17 protein-coding genes are annotated in these 23,238 nt (G+C 41.5%); 4 read left to right on the forward strand and 13 right to left on the reverse strand.

The window, feature by feature from the left end; translation table 11 throughout:
- Nucleotides 1-14: 14 nt before the first annotated feature.
- Nucleotides 15-1,187, reverse strand: coding sequence for a class I SAM-dependent rRNA methyltransferase (locus QJ048_RS20905; protein ID WP_282336375.1), 1,173 nt, complete (start codon nt 1,185-1,187; stop codon nt 15-17).
- A 193-nt stretch (nt 1,188-1,380) separates the two neighbouring features.
- Nucleotides 1,381-2,565 (reverse strand): family 16 glycosylhydrolase, encoded by a 1,185-nt coding sequence (locus QJ048_RS20910; protein WP_282336376.1) that lies wholly within the window; start codon nt 2,563-2,565, stop codon nt 1,381-1,383.
- Nucleotides 2,566-2,885: 320 nt separating this feature from the next.
- Between QJ048_RS20910 and QJ048_RS20915 the strand changes: the two genes are divergently transcribed.
- On the forward strand, nt 2,886-3,473 hold the full coding sequence (locus tag QJ048_RS20915) for a nucleotide exchange factor GrpE (RefSeq protein ID WP_282336377.1): 588 nt from the start codon (nt 2,886-2,888) through the stop codon (nt 3,471-3,473).
- A 47-nt stretch (nt 3,474-3,520) separates the two neighbouring features.
- Nucleotides 3,521-4,684 (forward strand): molecular chaperone DnaJ, encoded by a 1,164-nt coding sequence (gene dnaJ, locus QJ048_RS20920; RefSeq protein ID WP_282336378.1) that lies wholly within the window; start codon nt 3,521-3,523, stop codon nt 4,682-4,684.
- Nucleotides 4,685-4,892: 208 nt separating this feature from the next.
- Here dnaJ and QJ048_RS20925 read toward each other — a convergent pair whose 3' ends face one another.
- The 6 genes from QJ048_RS20925 to QJ048_RS20950 form a co-directional block, all read right to left on the reverse strand.
- Nucleotides 4,893-5,288, reverse strand: a complete 396-nt coding sequence (locus QJ048_RS20925) for a DUF7793 family protein (RefSeq protein ID WP_282336379.1) — start codon at nt 5,286-5,288, stop codon at nt 4,893-4,895.
- A 72-nt stretch (nt 5,289-5,360) separates the two neighbouring features.
- Nucleotides 5,361-7,133, reverse strand: a complete 1,773-nt coding sequence (locus QJ048_RS20930; protein ID WP_282336380.1) for a vWA domain-containing protein — start codon at nt 7,131-7,133, stop codon at nt 5,361-5,363.
- Between the two features lie 239 nt (nt 7,134-7,372).
- Complete coding sequence (gene hpt, locus QJ048_RS20935) at nt 7,373-7,915, reverse strand: hypoxanthine phosphoribosyltransferase (RefSeq protein WP_282336381.1); 543 nt, start codon at nt 7,913-7,915, stop codon at nt 7,373-7,375.
- A gap of 83 nt (nt 7,916-7,998) precedes the next feature.
- Nucleotides 7,999-9,234: a glucosaminidase domain-containing protein gene (locus QJ048_RS20940; RefSeq protein WP_282336382.1), complete on the reverse strand. Its 1,236-nt coding sequence runs from the start codon at nt 9,232-9,234 to the stop codon at nt 7,999-8,001.
- Nucleotides 9,235-9,304: 70 nt separating this feature from the next.
- Nucleotides 9,305-9,937 (reverse strand): O-methyltransferase, encoded by a 633-nt coding sequence (locus QJ048_RS20945; protein WP_282336383.1) that lies wholly within the window; start codon nt 9,935-9,937, stop codon nt 9,305-9,307.
- Between the two features lie 205 nt (nt 9,938-10,142).
- The gene (locus QJ048_RS20950; protein WP_282336385.1) at nt 10,143-11,645 is read right to left on the reverse strand and encodes a sodium:solute symporter; all 1,503 of its coding nucleotides are present in this window, start codon (nt 11,643-11,645) and stop codon (nt 10,143-10,145) included.
- A 263-nt stretch (nt 11,646-11,908) separates the two neighbouring features.
- On the opposite strand from QJ048_RS20950, the gene QJ048_RS20955 reads away from it, so the two are divergent.
- A complete protein-coding gene (locus QJ048_RS20955; RefSeq protein WP_282336386.1) occupies nt 11,909-12,448 on the forward strand; it encodes an LOG family protein in 540 nt (179 codons plus the stop codon).
- A gap of 315 nt (nt 12,449-12,763) precedes the next feature.
- On the opposite strand, the gene QJ048_RS20960 is transcribed toward QJ048_RS20955, so the two are convergent.
- Both QJ048_RS20960 and QJ048_RS20965 read right to left on the reverse strand, forming a co-directional pair.
- A complete protein-coding gene (locus QJ048_RS20960) occupies nt 12,764-13,351 on the reverse strand; it encodes a hypothetical protein (RefSeq protein WP_282336387.1) in 588 nt (195 codons plus the stop codon).
- Between the two features lie 55 nt (nt 13,352-13,406).
- A complete protein-coding gene (locus QJ048_RS20965) occupies nt 13,407-14,822 on the reverse strand; it encodes an FAD-binding oxidoreductase (RefSeq protein ID WP_282336388.1) in 1,416 nt (471 codons plus the stop codon).
- Between the two features lie 220 nt (nt 14,823-15,042).
- On the opposite strand from QJ048_RS20965, the gene QJ048_RS20970 reads away from it, so the two are divergent.
- Nucleotides 15,043-15,516, forward strand: a complete 474-nt coding sequence (locus tag QJ048_RS20970; protein ID WP_282336389.1) for an FKBP-type peptidyl-prolyl cis-trans isomerase — start codon at nt 15,043-15,045, stop codon at nt 15,514-15,516.
- Between the two features lie 400 nt (nt 15,517-15,916).
- On the opposite strand, the gene QJ048_RS20975 is transcribed toward QJ048_RS20970, so the two are convergent.
- The 3 genes from QJ048_RS20975 to QJ048_RS20985 all read right to left on the reverse strand — a co-directional run bounded on the left by QJ048_RS20975 (nt 15,917) and on the right by QJ048_RS20985 (nt 23,225).
- Nucleotides 15,917-18,160, reverse strand: a complete 2,244-nt coding sequence (locus QJ048_RS20975; protein ID WP_282336390.1) for a PKD domain-containing protein — start codon at nt 18,158-18,160, stop codon at nt 15,917-15,919.
- A 151-nt stretch (nt 18,161-18,311) separates the two neighbouring features.
- Nucleotides 18,312-19,391 carry a PorP/SprF family type IX secretion system membrane protein gene (locus QJ048_RS20980; RefSeq protein ID WP_282336391.1) on the reverse strand — a complete coding sequence of 360 codons (1,080 nt, stop codon included), beginning with the start codon at nt 19,389-19,391 and terminating at the stop codon, nt 18,312-18,314.
- Between the two features lie 183 nt (nt 19,392-19,574).
- Nucleotides 19,575-23,225 carry a DUF7948 domain-containing protein gene (locus QJ048_RS20985; protein WP_282336392.1) on the reverse strand — a complete coding sequence of 1,217 codons (3,651 nt, stop codon included), beginning with the start codon at nt 23,223-23,225 and terminating at the stop codon, nt 19,575-19,577.
- Between the last annotated feature and the right edge of the window lie 13 nt (nt 23,226-23,238).

Raw genomic sequence — 23,238 nt, forward strand, 5'->3', positions numbered from 1 at the left:
TAATTTTTAATTGATTAAAGCACTTGCACAATCAAAAACTTCAAATAATGTGTATTCTCCAACCCCCAGATGATCGGGTGGTCGGCACTTTGTGCATTGTAAGTAACTTGTCTTAATGTGCGTCTTGCATCTTTTGCTGCCATGCCAATGATCTCTAAAAACAGATCAGGCTGCACCAGGTTTGTACAGGAAGAAGTTACAAGGAAGCCCCCCGGTTTCACCAACTTCATTCCTCGCAAATTGATCTCTTTATAACCGGTGATCGCTTTCTGAATATTTTCGCGGCTCTTTGTAAAGGCAGGCGGGTCAAGCATTACAACATCATATTGTCTGCCGTCTTTCCCCCATTGTTTCAATACATCAAACGCGTTCATTGCTTCGAAGTGTACAATATTTTCAAGTCCATTCAATCTTGCATTTTCATTTGCCTGATCAACTGCATTCGCAGAAATATCAAGTCCTAAAACAGATTTAGCACCATACTGTGCTGCATGTATTTCAAATGTTCCGGTATAAGTAAATGCACCTAAAACATCAGCGTCTTTTACAATATGCTGGATCGCTCGGCGATTATCCTGCTGATCTAAGAAGTAGCCTGTCTTTTGCCCATTTTCAATATCTACATGAAACTTTAATCCATTTTCGTTGATGACGATTTTTGTATCAAATGGTGCAGACAAAAATCCTTTATGCTGTGGCAATCCTTCCAGTTCACGAACGGGAACATCGTTGCGTTCGTAAATACCTTTCGGTTTGAAAATTTTCTCCAGCGCTTTTACTATCGCAGGTTTCCAAACATCAATACCAAGCGCCAAAGTTTGCAGTACAAAGTAATCGTTGAATTTATCGATGATGAGTGCAGGAATAAAATCGGCTTCGCCAAAAATCAAACGGCAGTTTTCTTCATAGCCCATTTGTTTTTTGTATTGCCATGCCTGCAACAAACGGTTGTAAAAAAAATCTTCGTTAATCACTTCTTTCTTGTCGCGAGTCAGGAGTCGCGCAATGATCTGTGATTTCGGATTGATGTATCCACGACCAACAAATTTTCCCTCATGCGTGAGCACTTCCACAATATCGCCGCCGTTTACTTCACCTTCAATTTTATTTACCTCATTAGCAAATATCCATGGGTGACCACTTTCAATCCTGCGGCTGATCTTTTTGTTTAAAAACAACTTTGTCATAGCGGGCAAAGGTAGGAATACAGAATGTGAAAATTTGAAAATATGCAAATGTGAAAATTCTTTCCGTGCAGCACATCTGTATAGCATGAAATCTATTCTGTGTTAATTGAAAGTCAATGGGGCTCGTATCCCTCACCAAAATCGCACCTCTCATTTTCAAATTCTCAAATTTTCATATTTTCATCTTCTCTCCTCAATTCTTTTGATAAACCCTTAAATAATCCACGAACATTCGCTGTGGAAACTGGGTTGTACCGTCAGGGTTCCCCGGCCAATCGCCACCCACGGCTACGTTCAGGAGAAAAAAGAAAGGATTGTTGAAAGGATATATGCCATCTACTATATCTTTTGTTGATTTATAGTAGGGCTTGTCGTCCATCAACCATTGAATGCTGTCTTTTTCCCACAGAATGCTGAATACATGGAATTTTTGTGAAAAGTCACCGCTGCTTAATGACGTTTGTCCCCCTTTATAACCATGTCCGTTGGTTGCATTTTTCCAATGCCCCGTTCCATACACAGTGCCGGGCGTTTGGCCCACGAGTTCCATAATATCTATTTCGCCACATTGCGGCCAGTTAACAGTAGTTATGTTGCTGCCAAGCGCCCAGATCGCTGGCCACATACCTTTCAACACAGGCAATTTTGCACGGATATCAACGCGTCCGAATTGATACGTTTTTTTGTTCTGCGTGGTCAAACGAGCAGACGTATAATTAAAGCCCTGGTAGGTTTCTTTTCTTGCCTCAATGATCAGGTTTCCGTTGGAAAGAAAAACGTTTTGTGGTCTTCCGGTATAATATTCCAACTCATGATTTCCCCAACCATTGTTGTTGCCTTGCTCTGTATTCCAAACTTTTGTGTCAAGTGCGGAGCCGTTGAATTCGTCGCTCCAGACAAGGGAATAACCGGGATAATTATCAGTCGCGGAGTAACCGTCGTTGCTCGTTGGCAAATAAGTTCCATCAGTATTCAGGATCGTTGCGGTTGATTTTGTTCCACCCAGCAGAGCGTTTTGTGGATTGCTGAATTGCAGATAAAACTGCAAGTCATTTTGCCGCAGGCTATCTCCCTTCACCGTTACATCTACATACGCCTGGGTTGTGCCGGGCTGAATCGTGAGTGTACCATTTGCCGCCACAAAGTCTGTCCCCTGTTTTGCAGTGCCCTCTTGCGTGGCATAGGTGATGGTAATTGGTTTAGTAAAACTTGACCACACACTCACATTAAAGCGAACGGACACATCCGTGGTTCGTCTTTGTTGCGTCACGTCGCTGAGCTGCACGGTAGGCAAATTTTCGATGGGCTGCTTTTCGCTATTATCGCTTTTCTTGCAGGAAAACAGGGATAACGAGAGCAGTAAGACAAGCAAATTCATTGGTTGCATGGGATTTTTTGAAGAGATTTTTTTGGAGGTTGGCGATTCATCCACGCTCGGCTTTTACCCGTCACCAACCCGTTGATTAACAAATGACAGTACATAAAATAGAGTGTCATTTGTTCGTTTTATACTGTTTTTACAATCAATTTTTGTTAAAAAATCCATTTAAACAGGCAAATGCATGAATTACATTTCCAATTGCTTAATAAAGCCAGTCATTTGACTTAATTTTGCAGCCGTTTTCAGGACAATTTGTCCCAAAAAACAGGTTGGCAAAATTCTTGTCAACCCTATGTTCACTGTCAACTTGTAAGAATATGGAAGAAAAAGATGTAAAAACTTCAGCAGAAGACATTAAGAATGTCAAAAATGAGCAGGAAAATAATTCTGGAATGGATATTAACTCCGATTCTGATGTTCCAGGCAACACACACCTAAATGATGCGATGGCAGATATGACCTTTACGGAAAAACTGGAGCAGGATCTGGCAGAAATGAAAGACAAATACATTCGCCAGGCGGCTGAGTTTGACAACTATAAAAGAAGAACAGCAAAAGAACGCATGGAATTGATCCAAACGGCGGGCAAAGATATCATGACATCTTTGCTGACTGTTCTCGACGACTGCGATCGTGCACAGAAGCAGGTAGATGCATCTGAAGATACAAATGTAAAAGAAGGCGTAACACTGGTTTTCAACAAATTAAGAAGTGCGTTGCAAGCGAAAGGCTTGAAACCGATGGTATCGAAAGGTGAAGAATTCAATCCGGACCTTCACGAAGCTATTACCGAAATTCCAGCGCCAACTCCTGATCTTGCCGGAAAAATACTGGACGAAGTAACGAAAGGATATTACCTCGGTGATAAAATCATTCGTCACGCGCAGGTAGTAGTAGGAAAATAAATTAATTCAATCATTCAGTAATATTCACTCAATTATTTACTTGAGGCATGAAAAGAGATTTTTACGAAATACTCGGTGTGCAAAAAGGAGCCTCGGCAGACGAAATTAAAAAGGCCTACCGCAAGGTGGCTATGCAATTTCACCCCGACCGTAACCCTGGAGATAAAGCCGCAGAAGAAAAATTTAAAGAAGCAGCAGAAGCTTACGAAATATTAAGCGACGCTGATAAAAAAGCCCAATACGACCGTTACGGCCATGCAGGAGTAAGCGGTAATGGAAGAGGTGGCTTTAATGGCGGCCATGGCATGAACATGGACGATATTTTCAGTCAATTCGGTGATGTGTTTGGCGATGATATTTTCGGCAATTTCTTTGGTGGTGGTGGCGGCCGCAGAGGCGGTGGCGGAAGATCACGCGGTATTCGCGGAAGTAACCTTCGCGTAAAACTGAAATTAAACTACGAAGAGATTGCTAAAGGTGTTACCAAAAGCATTAAAGTAAAAAAATACGTTTCCTGCACCACTTGTGCTGGTAGCGGGGCAAAAGATAAAGGCAGTGTACAAACCTGTTCGACCTGCGGCGGAAGCGGCCAGGTTCGTAAAGTAACCAGCACTTTCCTTGGTCAGATGCAAACGGTAACTACATGCCCTACTTGTAATGGAGAAGGCACTACGATCACTGCGAAATGTGGTAGCTGTAAAGGTGAAGGTCGTGTATATGGCGAAGAAACAGTAACCATCGATATTCCTGCGGGAGTACAGGAAGGGATGCAATTGAGCGTTGGCGGCAAAGGTAATGCCGGTGAACGCGGAGGAGCACCTGGTGATTTGATCGTTTTGATCGAAGAAGAAAAACACCCTGAATTGCAACGTGATGGTTTGAATGTTGCGTACGATCTGTACATTTCTTTCCCTGACGCTGTTTTCGGAACAAATGTGGAAGTACCGACGATCGATGGCCGTGCAAAAATTAAAATTCCTGCCGGTACACAAAGCGGTAAAATTTTCCGCTTGAAAGGAAAAGGTTTCCCTGCTGTTAATTCGTATGAAAAAGGTGATCAGCTGATCCACGTGAATGTTTGGACACCGCAACATGTGAACGCAGAGGAAAAAGCAATGATGGAAAAACTGCACAAGTCTTCCAACTTCGAACCTAAACCAGGTAAAGACGAAAAGAGCTTTTTCGATAAAGTAAGAGAAATGTTCAGCTAGGTAGAGACGGATTCGATGTGTCTTCCATAATATCATCAAAGACGCCGATTGTTTATAGCAATCGGCGTCTTTCGTAGAGACGCATTGCATGTGTCTCTGGGTGCTGCACCCGAACAATAGTGCCATTAAATAACGTCTTTTGTCAAACATGCTGCGGTATTTGCGGGCATGCAAACATCGACGAGCCATAGACGCATTCAATGCGTCTCTACGGTGTTACAAAATGCAACAACCACTCCCTCGCTTCCTTATCATCTGTAAATGATTTCATGGGAATGGGCGGCGGCTTCAGCCTGAACAATATTTTCATGATAAACTGTGCCAGTCCTGGTTTCGAAACCATCGCCATGGCGGTGTAAATGTTTGGAAGTTGTTCGGTGGAAAACTTTCTCGTGGCCTTATCTGGAACCGGTGAATTTTTCAAATAGATCAATAGCGGCACTTTTTTATTTCCCGTTATTTGCTTTACCAGCTCAACATTTGCAGCAATGTTATCAACGGTTCTTAAAATACTTTTTGAATACGAATACAATATACCATCGTTGTCCAGATAATAATCTGCAATTTCTCCGTGAATAAGTTGTATGTCAGGGGGAGGATTCATTGAAGTGGCGTTTCTGCGAAATTAGAATAAGTAAAAGCTTAGGTGCTACCAATTTTTTACTTTTTACTTTTCTCAATCCTGGTTCTGCCTGTCTTTTTTTCTCTTACCATATATTTTCTTGGCTTTATCAACGAGGGTAAGAAACTCCCGCTGCACCACATCTTTTGGATCGTACGATGAAGCAGCGAGTATGCTTACATCGTTCCAGCCAACAGCTTTCACAAATTTTGATTCACGCAATATAGAACCAAACATAACAACCGCAGAGGCAAAGCGATAGCAGGAATCCAATTTGTCAAAACTTTTGTATGACAACGGGCAGTCGTATGATAGCTTTAACAATGTACTGTCACGTGGTTTCTTATAATCAAGCACAACGGTCGATAATCGCTCTGAAGAAATAGAGTCTGTTATGTGGCCTTTGTTGATGACGGTGGGTTTTATTTCAAACATTGCCATCAGCGTGTGACCGCTGCCCACTTCACCGCCTTCCAGTTCACTGCTGGAATCAATTACAGCATTTACTTTATTATCAAATCCTATCAACCGGTATTCGCTTACCATTTCAGGATTGAAAATAATTTTCAAATTGGCGTCATCTGCAATCGCATACAAGGTTTGCATCAGTTCCTTTACCAACACCTTTTCAGCTTCGCGTTCATTATCAAGATAGGCAAAATTGCCATTTCCTTTTTTTGCCAATATCTCCAGTTTTGAATCTTTATAGTTGCCCATTCCCACTCCCAAACACGTGAGATAAATGCCGGAGTTACGGTAACTCGAGATCAATTTTTCCAGCTCTTCATCGTTCTTCTGCCCTACGTTGAAATCGCCGTCAGTCGCAAGAATAACGCGATTATTACCATTTTTAATAAACTTATTTTGAGCTAGTTTATACGCTTGCTGTATACCAGATTCGCCAGGTGTTTCACCACCAGCGGTCAGTTCTTCTATTGATTGTCTTATTTTGGCTTTCTCCGCTCCCGATGTTGGAGGAAGCCACACGCCAACTGTTCCACCATACACAACAATGGAAATAGTATCTTTTTCACGCAGGTTATCGACCATTAACTTAAATGCCGATTGCAGCAAAGGCAAGCGGTTAGGCATGTCCATAGAACCAGAAACATCAATAAGAAAAACAAGATTACTTGGAGGCACTTTATCAGGATCTGTCTTGCGAGCGCAAACTTTTAGGAACAGCAACTCGTTTTCCTTGTTCCACGGACAACTGCTGAGCCGCGATTCAAAATCAAAATCTTTCCCCTTATCAGGCTCTTTGTAGCTAAAGTTGAAGTAATTGAGCATTTCTTCCATGCGTACAGCATCGGGTGGCACGGTGCTTTGCATGTTGAGAAAACGGCGCACGTTGCTGTAGGCAGCTTTATCAATATTCATGGCAAATCCTGTTTCCGGAAACCGGGAAGCGGGAATAAAATTATTTTCGAGAAGTGTGCTGTAGGTTTCTCCGGCAAAAGTCCAGCGGAGTTTTTCATCCATTTTCAGATCTTTAGTTACAGATGCCAGTCGCGGCTTAGCAGTATTTCCTACTGCCCGTAACATTTTCATTGTAATGGAAAGATATTTCCTGGAGTCCAGTCTTGCACCGGTAAGTCGAAAGCCGTCAAGAGAAAGAGTAATGGAGTCATTGGCAACGTTCGACATGATCCCAAATGAGCCGGAACTCCCGGAGTAGTAAACATACCCCGTTGATTGCAACAGCATTTTTACATTGGAAAGCGGTTTTCCCGACTCATCTATTATTTCGCCACGTAAATAATATTGAGAGAAAAGTTTGGTGTGAAAACTGATCAGCAATAATAATATGCAAACAGTTGATTTCAACGGGTTAAAAATGATTTGTTAGAATTCTCATTCCTCGCAATTGCCCGAACGCAAAACAGTTAGCCTTCCATGCAATTTACTCAGGTTCTCTCCATAAACAACCGATTTATCGAAAAATAGGAAGAAATATTCAATAGGCGCAGATGATAGAAATCAGGTTTGAAGTGGAAAATTGAAAATGATAGGAAATGTAACCGATTTATTATCTCCCATTTTCAACTTCAACTTTCAATTCGCAACTATTCTTCTTCTGCCAGTTGCAAAATCTCTGGCAAGTTCCTCCCAAGTCCGTCATAATCAAGGCCATAACCTACGACGAATTTGTTTGGAATAGCAAAACCAAGATAATCTATTGGAATTGGAAACAAAGTTGCTTCAGGTTTGTGCAGCAATGCAGCGATTTTAAGTGACGCAGGCTGCTGGTGGGTCAATTGAGGTAAAAATTCATTCAGCGTTTTTCCGGTATCAACGATGTCTTCGACGATCACTACGTGGCGATCATAAAGATCCATGTCCAGGCCAATAGCGGTAATTACATGACCGGTTGATTTGGTGCCTTTGTATGAAGCGAGTTTAATAAAACAAATTTCAGCGTCTATTTCCAGCTTTTTAAAAAGATCAGAAGCAAACATGAACGAGCCATTCAATATAGCTATAAACAAAGGACGTTTATCCTTATACTCTGCTTTAATTTCATCCGCAATTCTTGCGATTGCGTTTTGAATGTCATTGTCCGATAAATAAGGTTTAAAAAACTTACCGTTTACGTTCGTGTTAGCCATGTGTTTTATGTTAATCGTGAATGGTCAATGATGAATCGTAAATATTGAGGCCAAAAAAATTCCTAATTCCTAATTTCTAACTCCTAATTCCTGTAAATAATCAACTCCTGCCCCACTTTCAAACTCATGTCCTGCAAATTGTTCCATGTTTTAATCTGTTCTACATTTACACCGTACTTTTTTGAAATGCTGTACAGTGTTTCCTTTGTTTGAACAATATGTTTAGTTCCTGATTGTGGTTGCTGCAAAGATGCATTATTACTCGCAGCATTTATAACAACATTGGACTTTTCTGTTATCAGCGCAGGACGTGTACTTAGCTTCTTTTGCAAACTGATTTTTTCCCCCACTGCCGGGTCCATTTCTTCACTCATTAAATTCAGTTCCAGTAAGCTTTCATAGCGAACGCCCTCTTTCTGCGCAATGTCGTACAAGTCTTCGCCCATTTGCACTACGTGAAATTCGTTGTCGCTTACTTTTCTTTTACGTTGAAGGAAAATAAGTTGATCCTCAGACAATATATCACCATCGCCCTGCTCCATATCATTAAACTCAAGCAATCGGCTTAGTGACAAATGATAATATTCTGCGAGCGCAAGCAAAGATGTTCCCTGCTTAACGTAGGTAACCCGTGTATTGTTTATCTTGAACTCACCATCGGGATAATTCGGAGCGGGTAATGCCACAGCAGTTACAGGTTGGGCGTTGTTTACCGGCTGATCCATTGTTAAGACCGGCACATTGGTCGGTTTGTTTTCAATGGTATTGGAAGCAATTGCATCGTCTGTTGGTTTTGCCTTGCCCAATGCGATCAATGTATATTCTTCCAGGTTGTAGGTTTCTATCAGGTTGATCAATATTTGAGAATAACGGATATTGGTGGCATAGCCTGCTTTCTTTAGTCCATAGGCCCATGCTTTATAATCTGTAGGATCAAGCTGAAACAGAAACGCATAACGCGGACTTGCTTTCAAAAAATCCGAATGATCTTTATATGAATCTGCCGGTGAACTGTAACTTCTGAAACATTCGCCTCTTGCGTCATCATCATGATACACTTTGTCACCCTGCCAGGTGTTTTTACATTTAATACCAAAGTGATTGTTTGATTTTATCACCAGGTCACTCGTGCCGGCCTGTGTTTCATGAATACCCTGCGCCAACTTGATAGCCGCGGGCACACCAGTGCGCTGCTCTTCACTGATCGCGATGTCTTTATAAGCATTGATGTATTGAATAATTACGTCTGGCTTTTGTGCATGCACGTAATGCATACAAAAAAGTGCTGCAAATAAAACTGTTAACCTCTTCAACTGCATTCTTTATTATTTTTTATGCCGATGTTTCAAGGCGAATGCGATTCGCCCCTACGGAAATTTTCAACTCGTATTATTTTTTTACAATAAATAACAGGCCATCCCTAATTGTAAGCAATACCTGCTGTACAGAGGCGTCCTGCTGTATATATTCATTGAAAGCCTGAATGGCTTTTGCATTTTTTCCTTTTACAGGCTCTTCCAACACCTGCCCGTGGAACAATACATTGTCTGCAATAATCAATCCGCCCTTTCTCACTTTGGGCAACACCATTTTGTAATAATCGAGGTAGCCGGTTTTATCGGCATCAATAAATACAATATCAAATGTTTCGGTAAATGTTGGAATAATTTCCACGGCATTTCCGATGTGCAATTGAATGTTTGAAGCTCCTGCCTCTGTAAAATATTTTTGCGCAGTGGCAGCATCTTCTTCTCTTAATTCTATGGTGTGTAAGACGCCATTTTGTTGTAATCCTTTTGCAAGGCAAACGGCGCTATAACCGGTAAATGTTCCTATCTCGAGAATGTATTTTGGGGCAACCAGGCGGCTTATCAATTCGAGGAATTTTCCTTGCACATGCCCGCTGAGCATATGGGCATGATCGTGCATTTGAGTAGCAGCAGATATGCCCTGCATGACTTCGTCTTCCGGCGAGGTAAATTTATCGGCATAGGCTTCTACTAATGAAGAAATCAATTCCATTTTGAGTTGTAAGTTTTGAGTTATAAGTTTTAAGTTATGAGTACTAAGTCGTGAGAATTATAAAAGATCTCATACCTATTACTTAAAACTTACTACTTAAAACTTTTTTTGCAAATATAACTCAACCAGATTCGAGTAGTTATACAAATCAGTCTTATTTGCATTGATTTAAGATATAATTATTGAGCTATATCTAATCGGAAAACTATTTTTTAGAAATTGTTAACAAGCCAAGATACGTTAACAACCCATTGATAATAAGTAACTCAATGCCTATTTGATAGCCCCCTAATAAGTTTGCAGAGTATTTACTTAAGAAAAAACAAATAACCGGCGAAAGCAGACATATGATTGTCACGAGAATGCCATCATTTAATCTGCGCTTGCTCAAAATGCCAAATGAGAACAATCCCAATAGCGGACCATATGTGTAGCCAGCAAGATCAAGTATAATGTTGATAATGGATTTATTGTTGATCCATTTGAATATGAGAATGCACAGCATGAAAATCAAGGCGAATGTAATGTGCACGATCATGCGTGTTTTTTTCTTTTTCTCTTCCGGAATGTCGGTTCTTCTTTTAATACCCAATATATCTATGCAGAAAGAAGAGGTCAAGGCTGTCAAGGCACCGTCTGCGCTTGGGAACAGTGCGGATATCAATCCAATGATGAAGATCAAACCTACTGTTTGAGGCAATAATTTCAATGCAGTGTAGGGAAACAAATCATCACCGATAATGTTTTTGTCACCCAACATCAACGTGTGTTTTCCAAAATCATAAGAAGCACCTTTGTCGATCATGAAAACATACAACAAGCCACCCAATGAGAGGAACAATAGATTGACCAACAGTATCACTGTACTAAAAGTCAGCATGTTTTTTTGAGAATCTTTCAATTTTTCCACGCTGATATTTTTCTGCATCATCTCCTGATCAAGTCCTGTCATTGCAATGGTAATGAATGCACCGCCCAAAATTTGCTTAAGAAAAAACCCTTTGCTCTTCACATCGAAATTGAAAATGTTGGTATAACCTTTTGCAGAAAGCGTTTGCATGGTTGATCCTGCGCCTAAATGCAACTGACTCATGATGTAAATAATACAAACTATTAATCCCAGCAGCATGAATGTTGTTTGCAATGTATCAGTGTACACAATTGTTTTTACTCCACCTTCGAATGTGTACAGCAATATCATTAACAAGATCACAAATGCTGTTACAATGAAAGGCACGCCCATTTCGTCGAGAATAAATATTTGCAAAACATTGATCACCAGATACAAGCGTGCTGTAGCACCAATTGTTCTGGAGATAATGAAAAACAAGGCGCCGGTTTTATAGGAAAAAATGCCAAATCTTTTTTGCAGATAATTATAAATGGAAGTGAGATTGTGCTTGTAGTACAACGGCAACAGCACATACGCCACAATAAAATAACCGATGAAATATCCGATAACCACCTGGAAATATCCAAACCCCTTGAATGCATTTCCTGCAAAGTCTCCCGTTGTTCCCGGAACGGAAACAAATGTTACACCGGATAACGAAGTTCCCACCATGCCAAATGCCACCAGCATCCAGTTAGAGCTTTTATTACCTATAAAAAAAGTATCGTTGGTAGAATTACGTGAAGTGACGTAGGCCACGGACAAAAGGATTAAAAAATATGCAATAACAACAGCAAACAGTAGTATAGATGACATCATGTTTTTTTTAAGAAAGACGGCACACATATGACACGGATTTAGCAGATTAACGCAGATCTTTTATCAGAACCTCTATCTGAAATATGAGATTACCGGTAAGTAATCATCAGCGTAAATCAGTTAAATCTGCGTCATCTGCGTGCCATTGGCGTGCCTTCTTAAATGAAGATATAAAAATCTTTATCAAAAAAAATGAGTATGCTTACATTTGACTTGTATTAATTGACGTTGAAGTTTTAAAACTAAATCCTTTTTTTTCTATGAATATTTCTTCGGTTGCTGTTTTTTGCGGTTCCAATAGTGGGAAGAATCCCGTTTTCGCTCAGCATGCGGCAGAGCTGGGCAAGTTGATTGCCATTCTTAAATTGAAATTGGTTTACGGCGGTGGTAAAAAAGGGCTTATGGGTGCCATTGCCAATGCAGTACTTGCGCACAATGGACAAGTGATGGGCGTCATCCCAAAAATTCTTATTGAATGGGAGCAACAGCACGAAGGCCTTACAGAGCTTGCTATAGTACCTGATATGCACACGCGTAAAAGAACCATTTACGATATGAGTGACGCTGCTATCGTAATGCCGGGCGGCTTTGGCACAATGGACGAATTTTTCGAAATGCTTACCTGGAACCAATTAAAAATTCACGATAAAAAGATCTACATATTAAATAGCGCCGGTTACTATAATAATCTTATCCTCTATCTGAAACAAGCAGAGAAAGAAGGCTTTCTTTATGAGCCAGTAGATGAACGCATTATTTTTTGCGAATCACCGGTGGATATTTTTAATAAGATTGAGTGATCGAACTCTTTGCCACTGAGGCACCGAGAACACAGAGTTTCACCGTGACTTGTTTTTTAAACCACGGAGAAAGGAGTTTTTTTCACAGAGGAAAGGAGAATTTACTTCGTAAATAATAGCAGTTTCAAAAAATAAAGGGAAGAAGAGATTTGTAAAATTTCTCCTTCCCTTTTATTTTTCACTATCAATATAGCCTCTCTCCTTTCCTCTGTGAAAAAAACCTCGATGCACTCTGTGGTAAAACTTGGGCATGCACATAAAAAAAGCCCGGGTTAAACCCAAGCTTCTATTTTGACTTTTAAATTTTTACTTTCTCTACAATCCAAAGTTCACGCCGAAACTAAAGAACGGCTTGTCGCCATACGGCGGCATATCTCTTTCTCCCAACAAATCGTATTGCACCATTAAGATAATTCCACTGCCTCCGGAGCCCATTGGAATAACGCCACCGGCGCCAATCAATAACGCCGGACGAACTTCACTATCCTTTGTTTGCGTAGGCCCATCAGCAGCATTATGAGGTATGTACTTACCCCAGGTATAGTTTGCTTCAGGTTGAAGCTGCGCAAACAATTGCGGGATCGGATAAACCCTTCCGAAGACATTCAAACCGGCAATACCATACTGATTTTTACCGTATCCATCATCATATGAATAATACTGGCCGTTAATTCCGATGCCTGCAGCTATGTATCTGTTAAAGCGATAACCCAACTGCGGAGATACATTTACAAATGTGTTGTAGCTGCTAAAACTTAAGCCGAAGTTGCCACCAAAGAAAAGTTTGCTTTTATCAAACCCCTTTTCTCCGGATGAATTATCGGGCTCGTACTGAGCATGCAAAGCGGTTGATGACACACAGATGCAGAGTAAGCACAAAGTAGCCAGTTTCAATAATTTCATACTTAAAATTTTAAATGGTGCTGTTGATTTTCAGGGGTACTTGGTCAAAGCTCATTTAAAAAATCTTTCCGGCGTTCAATATATTGTTCGGATCAAACACCTTCTTAATGTCCCTCATTATTTGAAGCTGTGTGTTATTGAATACAATATCCATGTATCCCTTTTGCACCAGCCCAATTCCATGTTCGCCACTGATCGTTCCACCAAGGCTTTTAACCAATTCAAATAAAGCTCTGAGACATTCAACCATTTGAGGATCATCCTGGCTATTTTGAAGCCCCTCTTTTTTAATACGGATATGCAAATTACCATCGCCGGCGTGACCATAGCACACTGCATGAAAATCATACTTGCGGCCAAGTTCTTTTACTCCTCTGATCAATTTCGGCAATTCCGCTCTTGGTACAACTGTATCTTCTTCAATGGTGTAACCTTGCAATTTCACTGCTTCTGCAGCACGTCTGCGAAGCTTCCACAATTCTGCTTTCTGCTGTGCGTCATCTGCAAAGTACACTTCTCCGCAATCAAACTGTGTTAATAACTCACTAATTGATTCCATCTCACTCATCAGTGCGTCCATGTGATTGCCGTCTACTTCAATGATGAGGTGTGCGGCCGTATCGTCAGTAACCTGAACCGCAGTACTGTCAACCATTGCCGCAGTAATTTTCAACGCATCATATTCTACCAGTTCCAAAGCACTTGGCGTAAATCCTGCGCGGAAAATAGCACTTACAGCCTCGCCAGCTTTTTCCAATGATGTAAATGGCACCAACATCAGCAAGTCATATTTCGGAAGCGGAATCAGCTTCAATACTATCTTAGTGACAATTCCGAGCGTTCCTTCGCTGCCTACAACCAGCTGCGTAAGGTTATATCCTGTAGAATTTTTTAAAACGTTCGCTCCGGTCCAAATCACCTCGCCGGTTGGCAACACAACTTCCAGGTTCAACACGTAATCTTTTACTACACCATATTTGACAGCTTTAGGACCTCCACTGTTTTCAGCAATGTTTCCGCCTATAAAACAGGAACCTTTGCTGCTTGGGTCCGGAGGGTAAAAAAGACCTTTCTCCTTCACTGTTTCTTGTAAAACCTCTGTGATTACACCTGGTTCAGTTGTAACCTGGAGATTTTTTTCGTCTATACTCAAAATGCTATTGAGACGCTCTGTTGACAAAACTACACCACCTAAATGAGGCAAAGCGCCGCCGCTAAGGCCGGTACCTCCGCCGCGTGGCGTTACAGGAATGCCGCTAGCATTACAAATCTTCATTATTTCGCTGATTTCCTCTGTTGTGCGAGGTTTTAATACAACGTCGGGTAAAAACAAAAGGTGCTCGGTTTGATCGTGACCGTAATCATGGAGTGATTCCTGGTCATAAAGCACATAATTTTCTCCTAACAGATTGGTAAACAATTTGATGTGATCAGCAGTTATAGCAGATTTTCTCGTCAAAGTCGCTTGCATCGAAAATAGAATTTTTGTGGCGCAAATATAAGAAACCGTGGGCAGAGGAAGCTCACGGTCTGCCGGATAAATATAATTTTAGAATATATACTTTGAATGTCAAAACTATACGCAACGATTTAAGAATAAATTAGGTCAAGATAAGTGTTATGACAAAAAGCTTTCTGATTTTTGCAGTAAGTTAATATTAGTAGTACCATTTAAAAAACAAGTGACCGAGATGAAAAAGTCTTTTTTGCTGATGCTTGCCGCACCCGTTTTGTTTTTAGGATGTTCCAAGAAATCAGATACGTGTTCAGATCAGGACAAGTCTGTTGAGGCCCCTGCAATGCAAGCGTTTTGTGTGAGTCAGGGATTGGATTACCAGGTTGACAATGCAGGTAACTATTACCAGATAGATTCAGTAGGTACGGGACCTGCCGTATTAAGTGCGTCAGACACTGTGGTTATTAGTTATGTAGGAAAAACCTTAGACAATAAGGTTTTTGACCATGCCGATTCTGTAATGGCGTATGCAGGCACTTTTATTCCGGGCTTCCAATACGCATTGTTGAAAGTGAAAAAAGGTGGCGGATTACAAATTGTGATGCCTTCTTACCTTGCTTATGGCTGTACCGGCAACGCCGCCATTCCACCAAATAGCCCATTGTACTTTCAAGTTAAATTGCTGGATGTTAGAAATTACAAGCAATAGTTGATTAACCTTTTTAGTGGACGGTTTCTATATTGAGCCCAACTTTCGTTGGGCTTTTTTGTTTGCTGGACGTGTCGCTCTACTATTATAATAATAGCATGTTCAAAAATAAAACGCAGGCCTGTCCCGTCATTGCGAGGCCAGCGGAGAATGAATATCCGAACGAAGAACGAAACTCAAGCAATCAACAAGTGGCCGAAGCAATCTCCGCAGCGAGCTGCAATCTTTTCGAATCATGATCTGATAATTTGATGTTCAAAATGTTGGCGCTACTTGCTGATGAGATTGCTTCGGCCGGATGCTTTATTGATTACTTCTCTTCAGTTTACGCTTGCTTGTTGTTATGCAGGGGCCTCGCAATGACGTGCAGAGTCTCTATGTTTTGTCAGACAACCTGTTGTTACTTCACTAGGATCACCGTCCCTTTTAAAGATTGGGGTTTTCCTTGCTTGTCAACAACCTCAGCGAGGTAGACGAAAGTCTCGGCTTGAGTAATATGAACGCCATTTACTTTACCATCCCATCCAAAATGTTTGTCATTCGGTAGAAAGTTTTCTCTCATAAAAACACGTCTTCCCAACCTATCGTAGATGCTAAACTTTTTTACGAAGACTATCGAGCATCCTTTGACATAAAACACTTCGTTCTGACCGTCGCCATTTGGCGTAAATGCGTTTGGCATTGCTATACCGGTGCAGGGGCTATTAACCGGCACATCAATATTTTTGATAACAGTAATTACGATATCCTTTTCTACAGCACAACCTTCAGGTGTTGATGCAGTGAGACGATATTGCGTGCTTGCAGTTGAATTGAAAACAGGGTTTGCACAATCATAACATGAGAGGCCCGTTTGCGGATACCAATTGAATTGTAAATTATCCCCAGTTGCACCAGCGTGAAGAATAATATTTTCGCCAGTCTTAACAGAATAGACACTTGCTGCGGCCATGAATGAAGGCGCTATTGAATCGATCTTTATATTCTTTTCTGCGGTACCGGAACAATAGTCTGCAGCGTCAACAGTCAGTTTCAAATTATGAGCGCCGGGCAATCGGTAATCATTCGTGAAATTTGCTTCGTTGCCCAAAGTCACACCATCTATTTCCCAGTTAAATGAAATCGGCGAATCGCTTCCGTTTATTGCTGACTTATAGTCCAGTGCAGTCACATTTTTTTCGAGACAAATCACCTCTTCACCTTCAATCGAAACATCCGGCTTTTGATATATATGCAGCGGCATTGTTGCAGAAGATGAGCATTCATTTTGAGGGCTTTTTACAGTAAGTGTTATTGGGTGGTCACCTGCTTCAAACGAGTGAACAGGCTGGCTCTCCGCTGATATTGGGCCATCACCGAAATCCCAATTGTAGGATGCTGCGCCGATAGAATGATCAATAAAACTTACCGGAACCGGCCCGCATTGCTTGCTGTCGATCATTTCAAACGCAGCTTTTACATTTACTATCTTGATGTAATTGTCTTTTACAACTTCATCTTTACAGGTATTCATTTGTTTTTCGGCAACTGCTAGTTTTACGCTATACAGGCCGGTATTTAAATATGTGTGCGAATGAGAGACACTTGTTGAACCGGTTTCTCCGTCTCCATAAACCCATGTATAATTAAGTTTGTTTCCTGTTGACGCATCTTTTAGCTTCACGTCGTTTTCGTTGCAGAGCAAGGTTTTCTCAGCTTCAAAGGATGCTTTTGGCCAATAACTTTTAATGTATGAGGAAGATGTTTTTGCTGCAGAAATACAACCCTCATTATCTGTCACAATCAGCTTTATGGAATATCCTTTGTACGCATGATTCGTATTTGAAAAAGGAAATACAACCCCGTCGGCATTCATCGGATGGGTACCGTCAAATATCGCTGTAGGATCAGCAGGGCCCGAGGTTCCCGTTTCCCAAACGTACCATTCCCATTTATTAATCGCGGCTGTCTTATCTGGCACTGACGCATCCTTGATCGTTCTTGTAAAATTTTCTTCTTTGCAACTCGTGACGCTGGTGGCTTTAAATTTCGCGACCGGCCCCCTAATATGGATCACATTAGGATACTCAAATGTCCGCGAGCAGCTGTTTGTATCAACGATGGCAAGCTGTACGTTGTATATGCCGGGATCATCGAATGCGTAGGAAACGCTGGCGTCAAATTTGGGCGAAAGTTTCGTGTTTGTTTTAACAGTTAATTTCCCGTCTCCAAAGTCCCATTGGTATTTGTTGATGTATTGCGATTTGATGCCAAGGGGAACAAAGGTTACTTTGTTTTGAAGGCAGGTTTCCAATACGTCGACAGTAAATGAAGGCTGTTCATTAACCACAAAAACGGTTCTGCTGGCAATGGAGAACTGCTGAGTGATGACATTTTTCTTTTTTAAAGAAACAACATATGTCGCTGAGTTGGAAACGCCATACTTATGGGCAATAGAAGCAGGAACCGGCATTTCATTTACCATAGTACCGTCTCCAAAGCTCCATTCTACTACCTGCCATTCATCTTGGGGATCGGTATCTGAAAAAACAAATGCTGTTCTGTCTCCACAGTCAACAACAGCCGAAATATTGTTTTCGATCGTTTGCTGCGCTTGTAACTGCAATGAAAAAACTGTGGCCAGTAAGAAAATCAGATAACGCATACTTGCTTCGTTTGAATAATGAAAACAAGTATCTGGCAGGCATAATGAGGAATACCGATCTAACGGTGAGCAATAATAGTAATTTTCTTAAAAATGGGTACAAACAAAAAAGCGCTTCTCCAGGAAGCGCTTTTTATACAGAATATATCTATTACATTTTGAAACTTGGGCACCACGACTGTCTCGATTCCTTGTCAGGATATAATCCTTTCTTTATAAGCGAAAATTCTACAGCACCCCGGCCACCGTTATAGGCTTTTAAACCTGAGGTAGTGGCATCATATGTAAAGTTGAGACGAAAATCATTGATCTCAAAACCAAGTTGCGGTATGAATGCATCGCCGGGACGATAGAATATGCCGCCGCTTACAATGGTATTGCCGTCGCCGGACAAGTTATAATCCATACTTAAACCTCCGGTAAACTCTGATGCGCTTGCCTGGTTGGTATAATAGGCCATCGGATTAATAATTACCTGATTGCTCAATTTTAGGCTGGCGTTTACGAATCCAATATATCGTGCAGACAACCTGTTGTCATATACTGAGCTCTCTACAAAAAATCCTTCTTTTGGTCTGTTAATGTGCTGAACAGAAAAGCCTCCGTTTAAGTAAATATTCTGCGTTGGAAAATAAGCATAGTTGACACCCACCTGAACATCCATGTAATTAATCGACGTTGTATTAAACACTACGCTTGTCGGCATTCCTGATTCAAAAAAGCCGGTAGCATCATTAAACTGATCGGGGAACGTAAGCTTCGTAGGATCTATTCTTTTCTGTGCCCAACCAAGGTTGAATCCTGCTGTCAGCAAACTTGATAACCCCAGCATTTGATGATAGGCCAGCGATCCGTACACTTTTGTAGAAGTAAGATTTCCACTACCCGCCTGATCGCGAAGGATCACACCACCTACGCCCAGCCAGGCGTTGTCAAATCTGTCGCGCATTATCTGCGCATCTCCCCAAATACTCATTGTTTTATATGGAGACGATAGAACGTTCATATATTGACTGCGGTAATTGGCACCCAGGCGATAGTCTGCATCTGGAATAAATCCTGTGTTCGCAGGATTTACCAATAAAGGCGAAGCGTACCATTGAGAATAATGAAGGTCCTGTGCCTGAATATTTTTTGTAGCAAAAAACACTACAGGGCATAGAAGCAACAATATCTTCACCATTATCTGTTTCCCTCTAATGCGTGAATTGTTTAGTGCGTCTATTTTCATGGGTCTTTTTTTTTGATCAATCATTCTTCAAATCTTTTCGACATTTATGATTGTCGAATTAATAATTAATAATTAACAATTAATAGGAACGTCTCTAAGTATTTCATCTCTCCGCAGTTTTGACGATGCATTTCGTCAGCGATTTACACTATTAATTTTTAATTATTAATTATTAATTCGATTTTATCTTATCAACGTAATATCTCCCTTCCTGCTTAGCTTTTCCCCGTCTACAAATTCAACTTCCAGTGTATAGCCGTACACATCCATCGGTTGTACTACACCGTTAAACCTGCCGTCCCAGCCTCTTCTCCTGTCATTGGTTTCAAAAACTTTTTGTCCCCAACGGTTATAAATTACCCATTTCATGGTATTGATGCCAAATCCATGAACATATATTGTGCTGGCAGAAGTTGGCCCTAGTGGTGTGAATGCATTCGGCACATCCAGCTTAGGAACAACTATCGCCTTGATAAAGTTGCAAGCTGTGTCATGGCAACCAAAAGCATTTACTGCATCCAGACATGCTTCAAAAGTGCCTGAAATATTATACTGGTGATCGATGTCATTGCGGCTGCTTGTTATTAAGGAATCCCCATCACCAAATCTCCATGCAAACTGAATGGCATCGGTAGATGAATTGTTGGTGAATGTTGTCGGTCTATTTTCCGCAGGCGTTAAAGGCGCATACGTATATGCCGCTGTAGGGCTAGTGTGCACGGTTATGGTGAATGTTGTATCGTGTACCTTATTACAAGTATTATCGTCGTATGCCGTCAACTTCACAGTGTACACGTTTGGTCCCGGCGGATAAGTGTGTGAAGGATTTATATCATGCGAGATAGGCGATCCATCACCAAAATCCCAATCAAATGTATCACCACCCAAAGATGTATTGTGGAAGACTGCGGTATATGGCGCACAACCTTCTCCCGGTGTTTCAAACTGTGCTTTAACGAGAGGTGATACACGCAAAGACTCTGACAATGAATCCGGCGAATTACAATATCCCGTATCGGCGAGTATTAGTGTAACCTTATATGTTCCTGGTGCAGCATAAGAGTGCGTTTGAGGAGCCGTGCCACTTGCGATTCTTGTTCCGTCACCAAAATCCCAAACAAAAGAAGTATTTGTAAACGGCGCACCACTGATTACAGACGAGTTGTTTGTAAATCGATAATCGAGCGCTTCACAAGGTTGTAATTTTTGAAAATCGAAAGCGAAGTTCACTCTGTCATCTCCCACACGTACAACGGTGTACGCGGTGTCGCGTATGTTACAACTGCTGGAATCTATACCGATCAACATGACTTTGTATGTGCCGACATTTGCGTATGTGTGCGTTACATCAAAATTGGTGGTAGCCAATTGCGGACTGCCATCACCAAAATCCCATATATAACTAACGGCATTTAATACGGTGTCTTTAAATTCAAAGTCTGCAGGTGCGCAGCCTTTACTTCTTACTTTACCGGCCACAAATGATTTTACACCGCTACCTACACCGGCATAGTTGAAAACAATTTTTACCGCAGCCAAATTACATTCTGCACCGCTTCCTGTTCCATTTGCACCGCTCCATTTATTTGAGCAACAAACCGCTCCGGCTGTTATTGGAAACTGCGGTCTCGGTGCTGTTGCAGAAGACAAACAGTTTGCGCACATCGCCTGGTAGATCACACCATTCTGGTCGAAGCGGCTGGTGCCTCCGTCAACGTGTTCAGGACCGCCACTGTTTTGACCAAAGAATGTTCCGTATAGTTGTGAAGCTGCGTTTCTTTTGATTACAATGAAATAAAAGTCTGCATTATCAGGGGCATCGCTTTTTATAGCATCAGGCGTTACGCTCATGCCGCGAACGCCTTGCATGTTAAAGCTTCCGTATGCTTTTCCCCAGCCGGAGATATACATATTTTCGCAACGATCTACCAGGAACGCCACAGGCGACATATTCGGTGCACTTAAAGAAGTTCCGAATTTTGTTCTGAAAACCCAGTCAGACAAATCTTCTTTTAGTTTACCTACAAACTGACATCCGCTCTGTGACCACGCCGCATTTATCGCCGTCCAGTCACCGGTACTAATTCCCATTACGTAAGGAAAATTATCGCGGTCAAATTGAATACCGTATACTACATCGGTTTTCGATGTACCGAGGTAGGTCATCATTTTTAAAGTCGCTTCATCATTGGAAAATGCAGCAACAAAGCCATCGCTTTCGCCACCGGCATAAGTGGGTTGTACAACGCCTGCTGTTGTAGGCAGGTTGGTGCTATTCGTACCACCGGCCACATACACGTCCTGCGATTTTTGATCGAGGGCCAATACAAAAGCCGCATCGTCACCATTTCCACCGATATATGAGCTGTATAAAAGTTGCGAAAAAGCCGCATCAACTTTTATGATAACACCATCCTGTTTGCCGCCGGAATTTTTTTGCATCGCGTTAGACGTTGTTGGAAAATCTCCGGACTGAGTACAAGATGCCAGATAAATATTTCCGGTTCTGTCAAGGATCACTTCACTACGGGCATCGTCGCCATAAAAGTTAATAAGGCTTTGGTTGCGCGTAATGCTGCTGTGGCTGTCTCCAATGTTTTGTCCGTCATTTCCGGAACCGCCAATTACCAGTGAACCCAGTAATTGTTTTCCATCGAAACTAATTTTTGTGATCACGATGTCCCAATTATTGGCGCTACCATTTACCTGGCGAATAGTGGATGGATAATCTGTGGAAGTGGTTCTTCCCGCAATCACCAAATTACCATTGCCATCGGCAAACATACTGTGCGGTTGTTCTTTTCCGCTTCCTCCGATGTAAGTACCAAACATACGTTGCGTTCCTGAAGGATTGAACCGCATGATACCCATGTTAAACATTTCCTGTCCTTTTCCTGAGTAGGTGCTTTGGAAGGCACCGGCTGTGGTAACAAAGCCGTTGGCAAATACGATACCACCTGCATAAAAAGAACCATCGCCTCCGTAAGTTGCCGTATAACCCCAGTTGTCTGCGCGACTTCCGGTAAAGCTGGCAAATATCAATGCAGGATCAATGATCAACGTTTCACTGCTCTGAAAGCTTTTCAGCTTGAACGTTACATTGTTGCCATTAATCACATACTTACAATCGATCTTTACTCTTGTACCATTTTGAAACTGGTAGGTGTAAGGAGCCAGTTCTGTTACATCACCTACCGATGTTTTAATAACAAGCTCGTTGTTCTTATTGACGCTTAATTTATCCGCTCCGCGAAACTGCATCACAATTTTGGAAGGATCGCCACCCGGGTTTACAATAAATTCGTATTTCGCCAAACCATCGTTGGTGAAGTAACGTACATCAATATTCGGATAAATATTCTTGTACAGAACGGACTGATAAACTTTACAGCCGCCTGCCCATTTTGACTTATCATTTCCTATGTAATAGTTGTAGTAGGTGTCCTGTGGTTTTTCACCAACGATCTCTGCATTTTCATTGGCTCCCACAAAATCCATGAAATACATGTGAGAGTGCAAGATGTGTTGTGTATTGTCTTCCATTTGAGTGGAACCTGATCCATCTGTGCGAATTGGGCGGGAGTGCAAAGTATCTGCGGGATTATATCTTACGTGACCAATATTTTCCATGTCCTGTGTATTGCGCTGCAATACGGCGATGCCATTTTTCCGGAGGAAAAAAGCGCCTGAACCAAAATCTACCTGAAACTGAACTTGCTTATCCCACTGTCCTTTATTTTCAACAAACTCAAGGCTATTAAAATTACCGCCCGATTGCGCCAATAATTGTAAGCTGCTTACCAGGAGGCATAATATGATAGTTGTAGTTTTCATCAAGTTGTCTAGC

Origin of the sequence: Pinibacter soli (assembly GCF_029961145.1) — a bacterium.
Classification (GTDB): Bacteria; Bacteroidota; Bacteroidia; order Chitinophagales; family Chitinophagaceae; genus Pinibacter; species Pinibacter soli.

Coding starts and splice junctions, on each gene's coding strand:
- QJ048_RS20905 (WP_282336375.1), bottom strand. CDS start 1,187: ATGACAAAGTTGTTTTTAAACAAAAAGATCAGCCGCAGGATTGAAAGT.
- QJ048_RS20910 (WP_282336376.1), bottom strand. CDS start 2,565: ATGAATTTGCTTGTCTTACTGCTCTCGTTATCCCTGTTTTCCTGCAAG.
- QJ048_RS20915 (WP_282336377.1), top strand. CDS start 2,886: ATGGAAGAAAAAGATGTAAAAACTTCAGCAGAAGACATTAAGAATGTC.
- dnaJ (WP_282336378.1), top strand. CDS start 3,521: ATGAAAAGAGATTTTTACGAAATACTCGGTGTGCAAAAAGGAGCCTCG.
- QJ048_RS20925 (WP_282336379.1), bottom strand. CDS start 5,288: ATGAATCCTCCCCCTGACATACAACTTATTCACGGAGAAATTGCAGAT.
- hpt (WP_282336381.1), bottom strand. CDS start 7,915: ATGGCTAACACGAACGTAAACGGTAAGTTTTTTAAACCTTATTTATCG.
- QJ048_RS20940 (WP_282336382.1), bottom strand. CDS start 9,234: ATGCAGTTGAAGAGGTTAACAGTTTTATTTGCAGCACTTTTTTGTATG.
- QJ048_RS20945 (WP_282336383.1), bottom strand. CDS start 9,937: ATGGAATTGATTTCTTCATTAGTAGAAGCCTATGCCGATAAATTTACC.
- QJ048_RS20950 (WP_282336385.1), bottom strand. CDS start 11,645: ATGTCATCTATACTACTGTTTGCTGTTGTTATTGCATATTTTTTAATC.
- QJ048_RS20955 (WP_282336386.1), top strand. CDS start 11,909: ATGAATATTTCTTCGGTTGCTGTTTTTTGCGGTTCCAATAGTGGGAAG.
- QJ048_RS20960 (WP_282336387.1), bottom strand. CDS start 13,351: ATGAAATTATTGAAACTGGCTACTTTGTGCTTACTCTGCATCTGTGTG.
- QJ048_RS20965 (WP_282336388.1), bottom strand. CDS start 14,822: ATGCAAGCGACTTTGACGAGAAAATCTGCTATAACTGCTGATCACATC.
- QJ048_RS20970 (WP_282336389.1), top strand. CDS start 15,043: ATGAAAAAGTCTTTTTTGCTGATGCTTGCCGCACCCGTTTTGTTTTTA.
- QJ048_RS20975 (WP_282336390.1), bottom strand. CDS start 18,160: ATGCGTTATCTGATTTTCTTACTGGCCACAGTTTTTTCATTGCAGTTA.
- QJ048_RS20980 (WP_282336391.1), bottom strand. CDS start 19,391: ATGAAAATAGACGCACTAAACAATTCACGCATTAGAGGGAAACAGATA.
- QJ048_RS20985 (WP_282336392.1), bottom strand. CDS start 23,225: ATGAAAACTACAACTATCATATTATGCCTCCTGGTAAGCAGCTTACAA.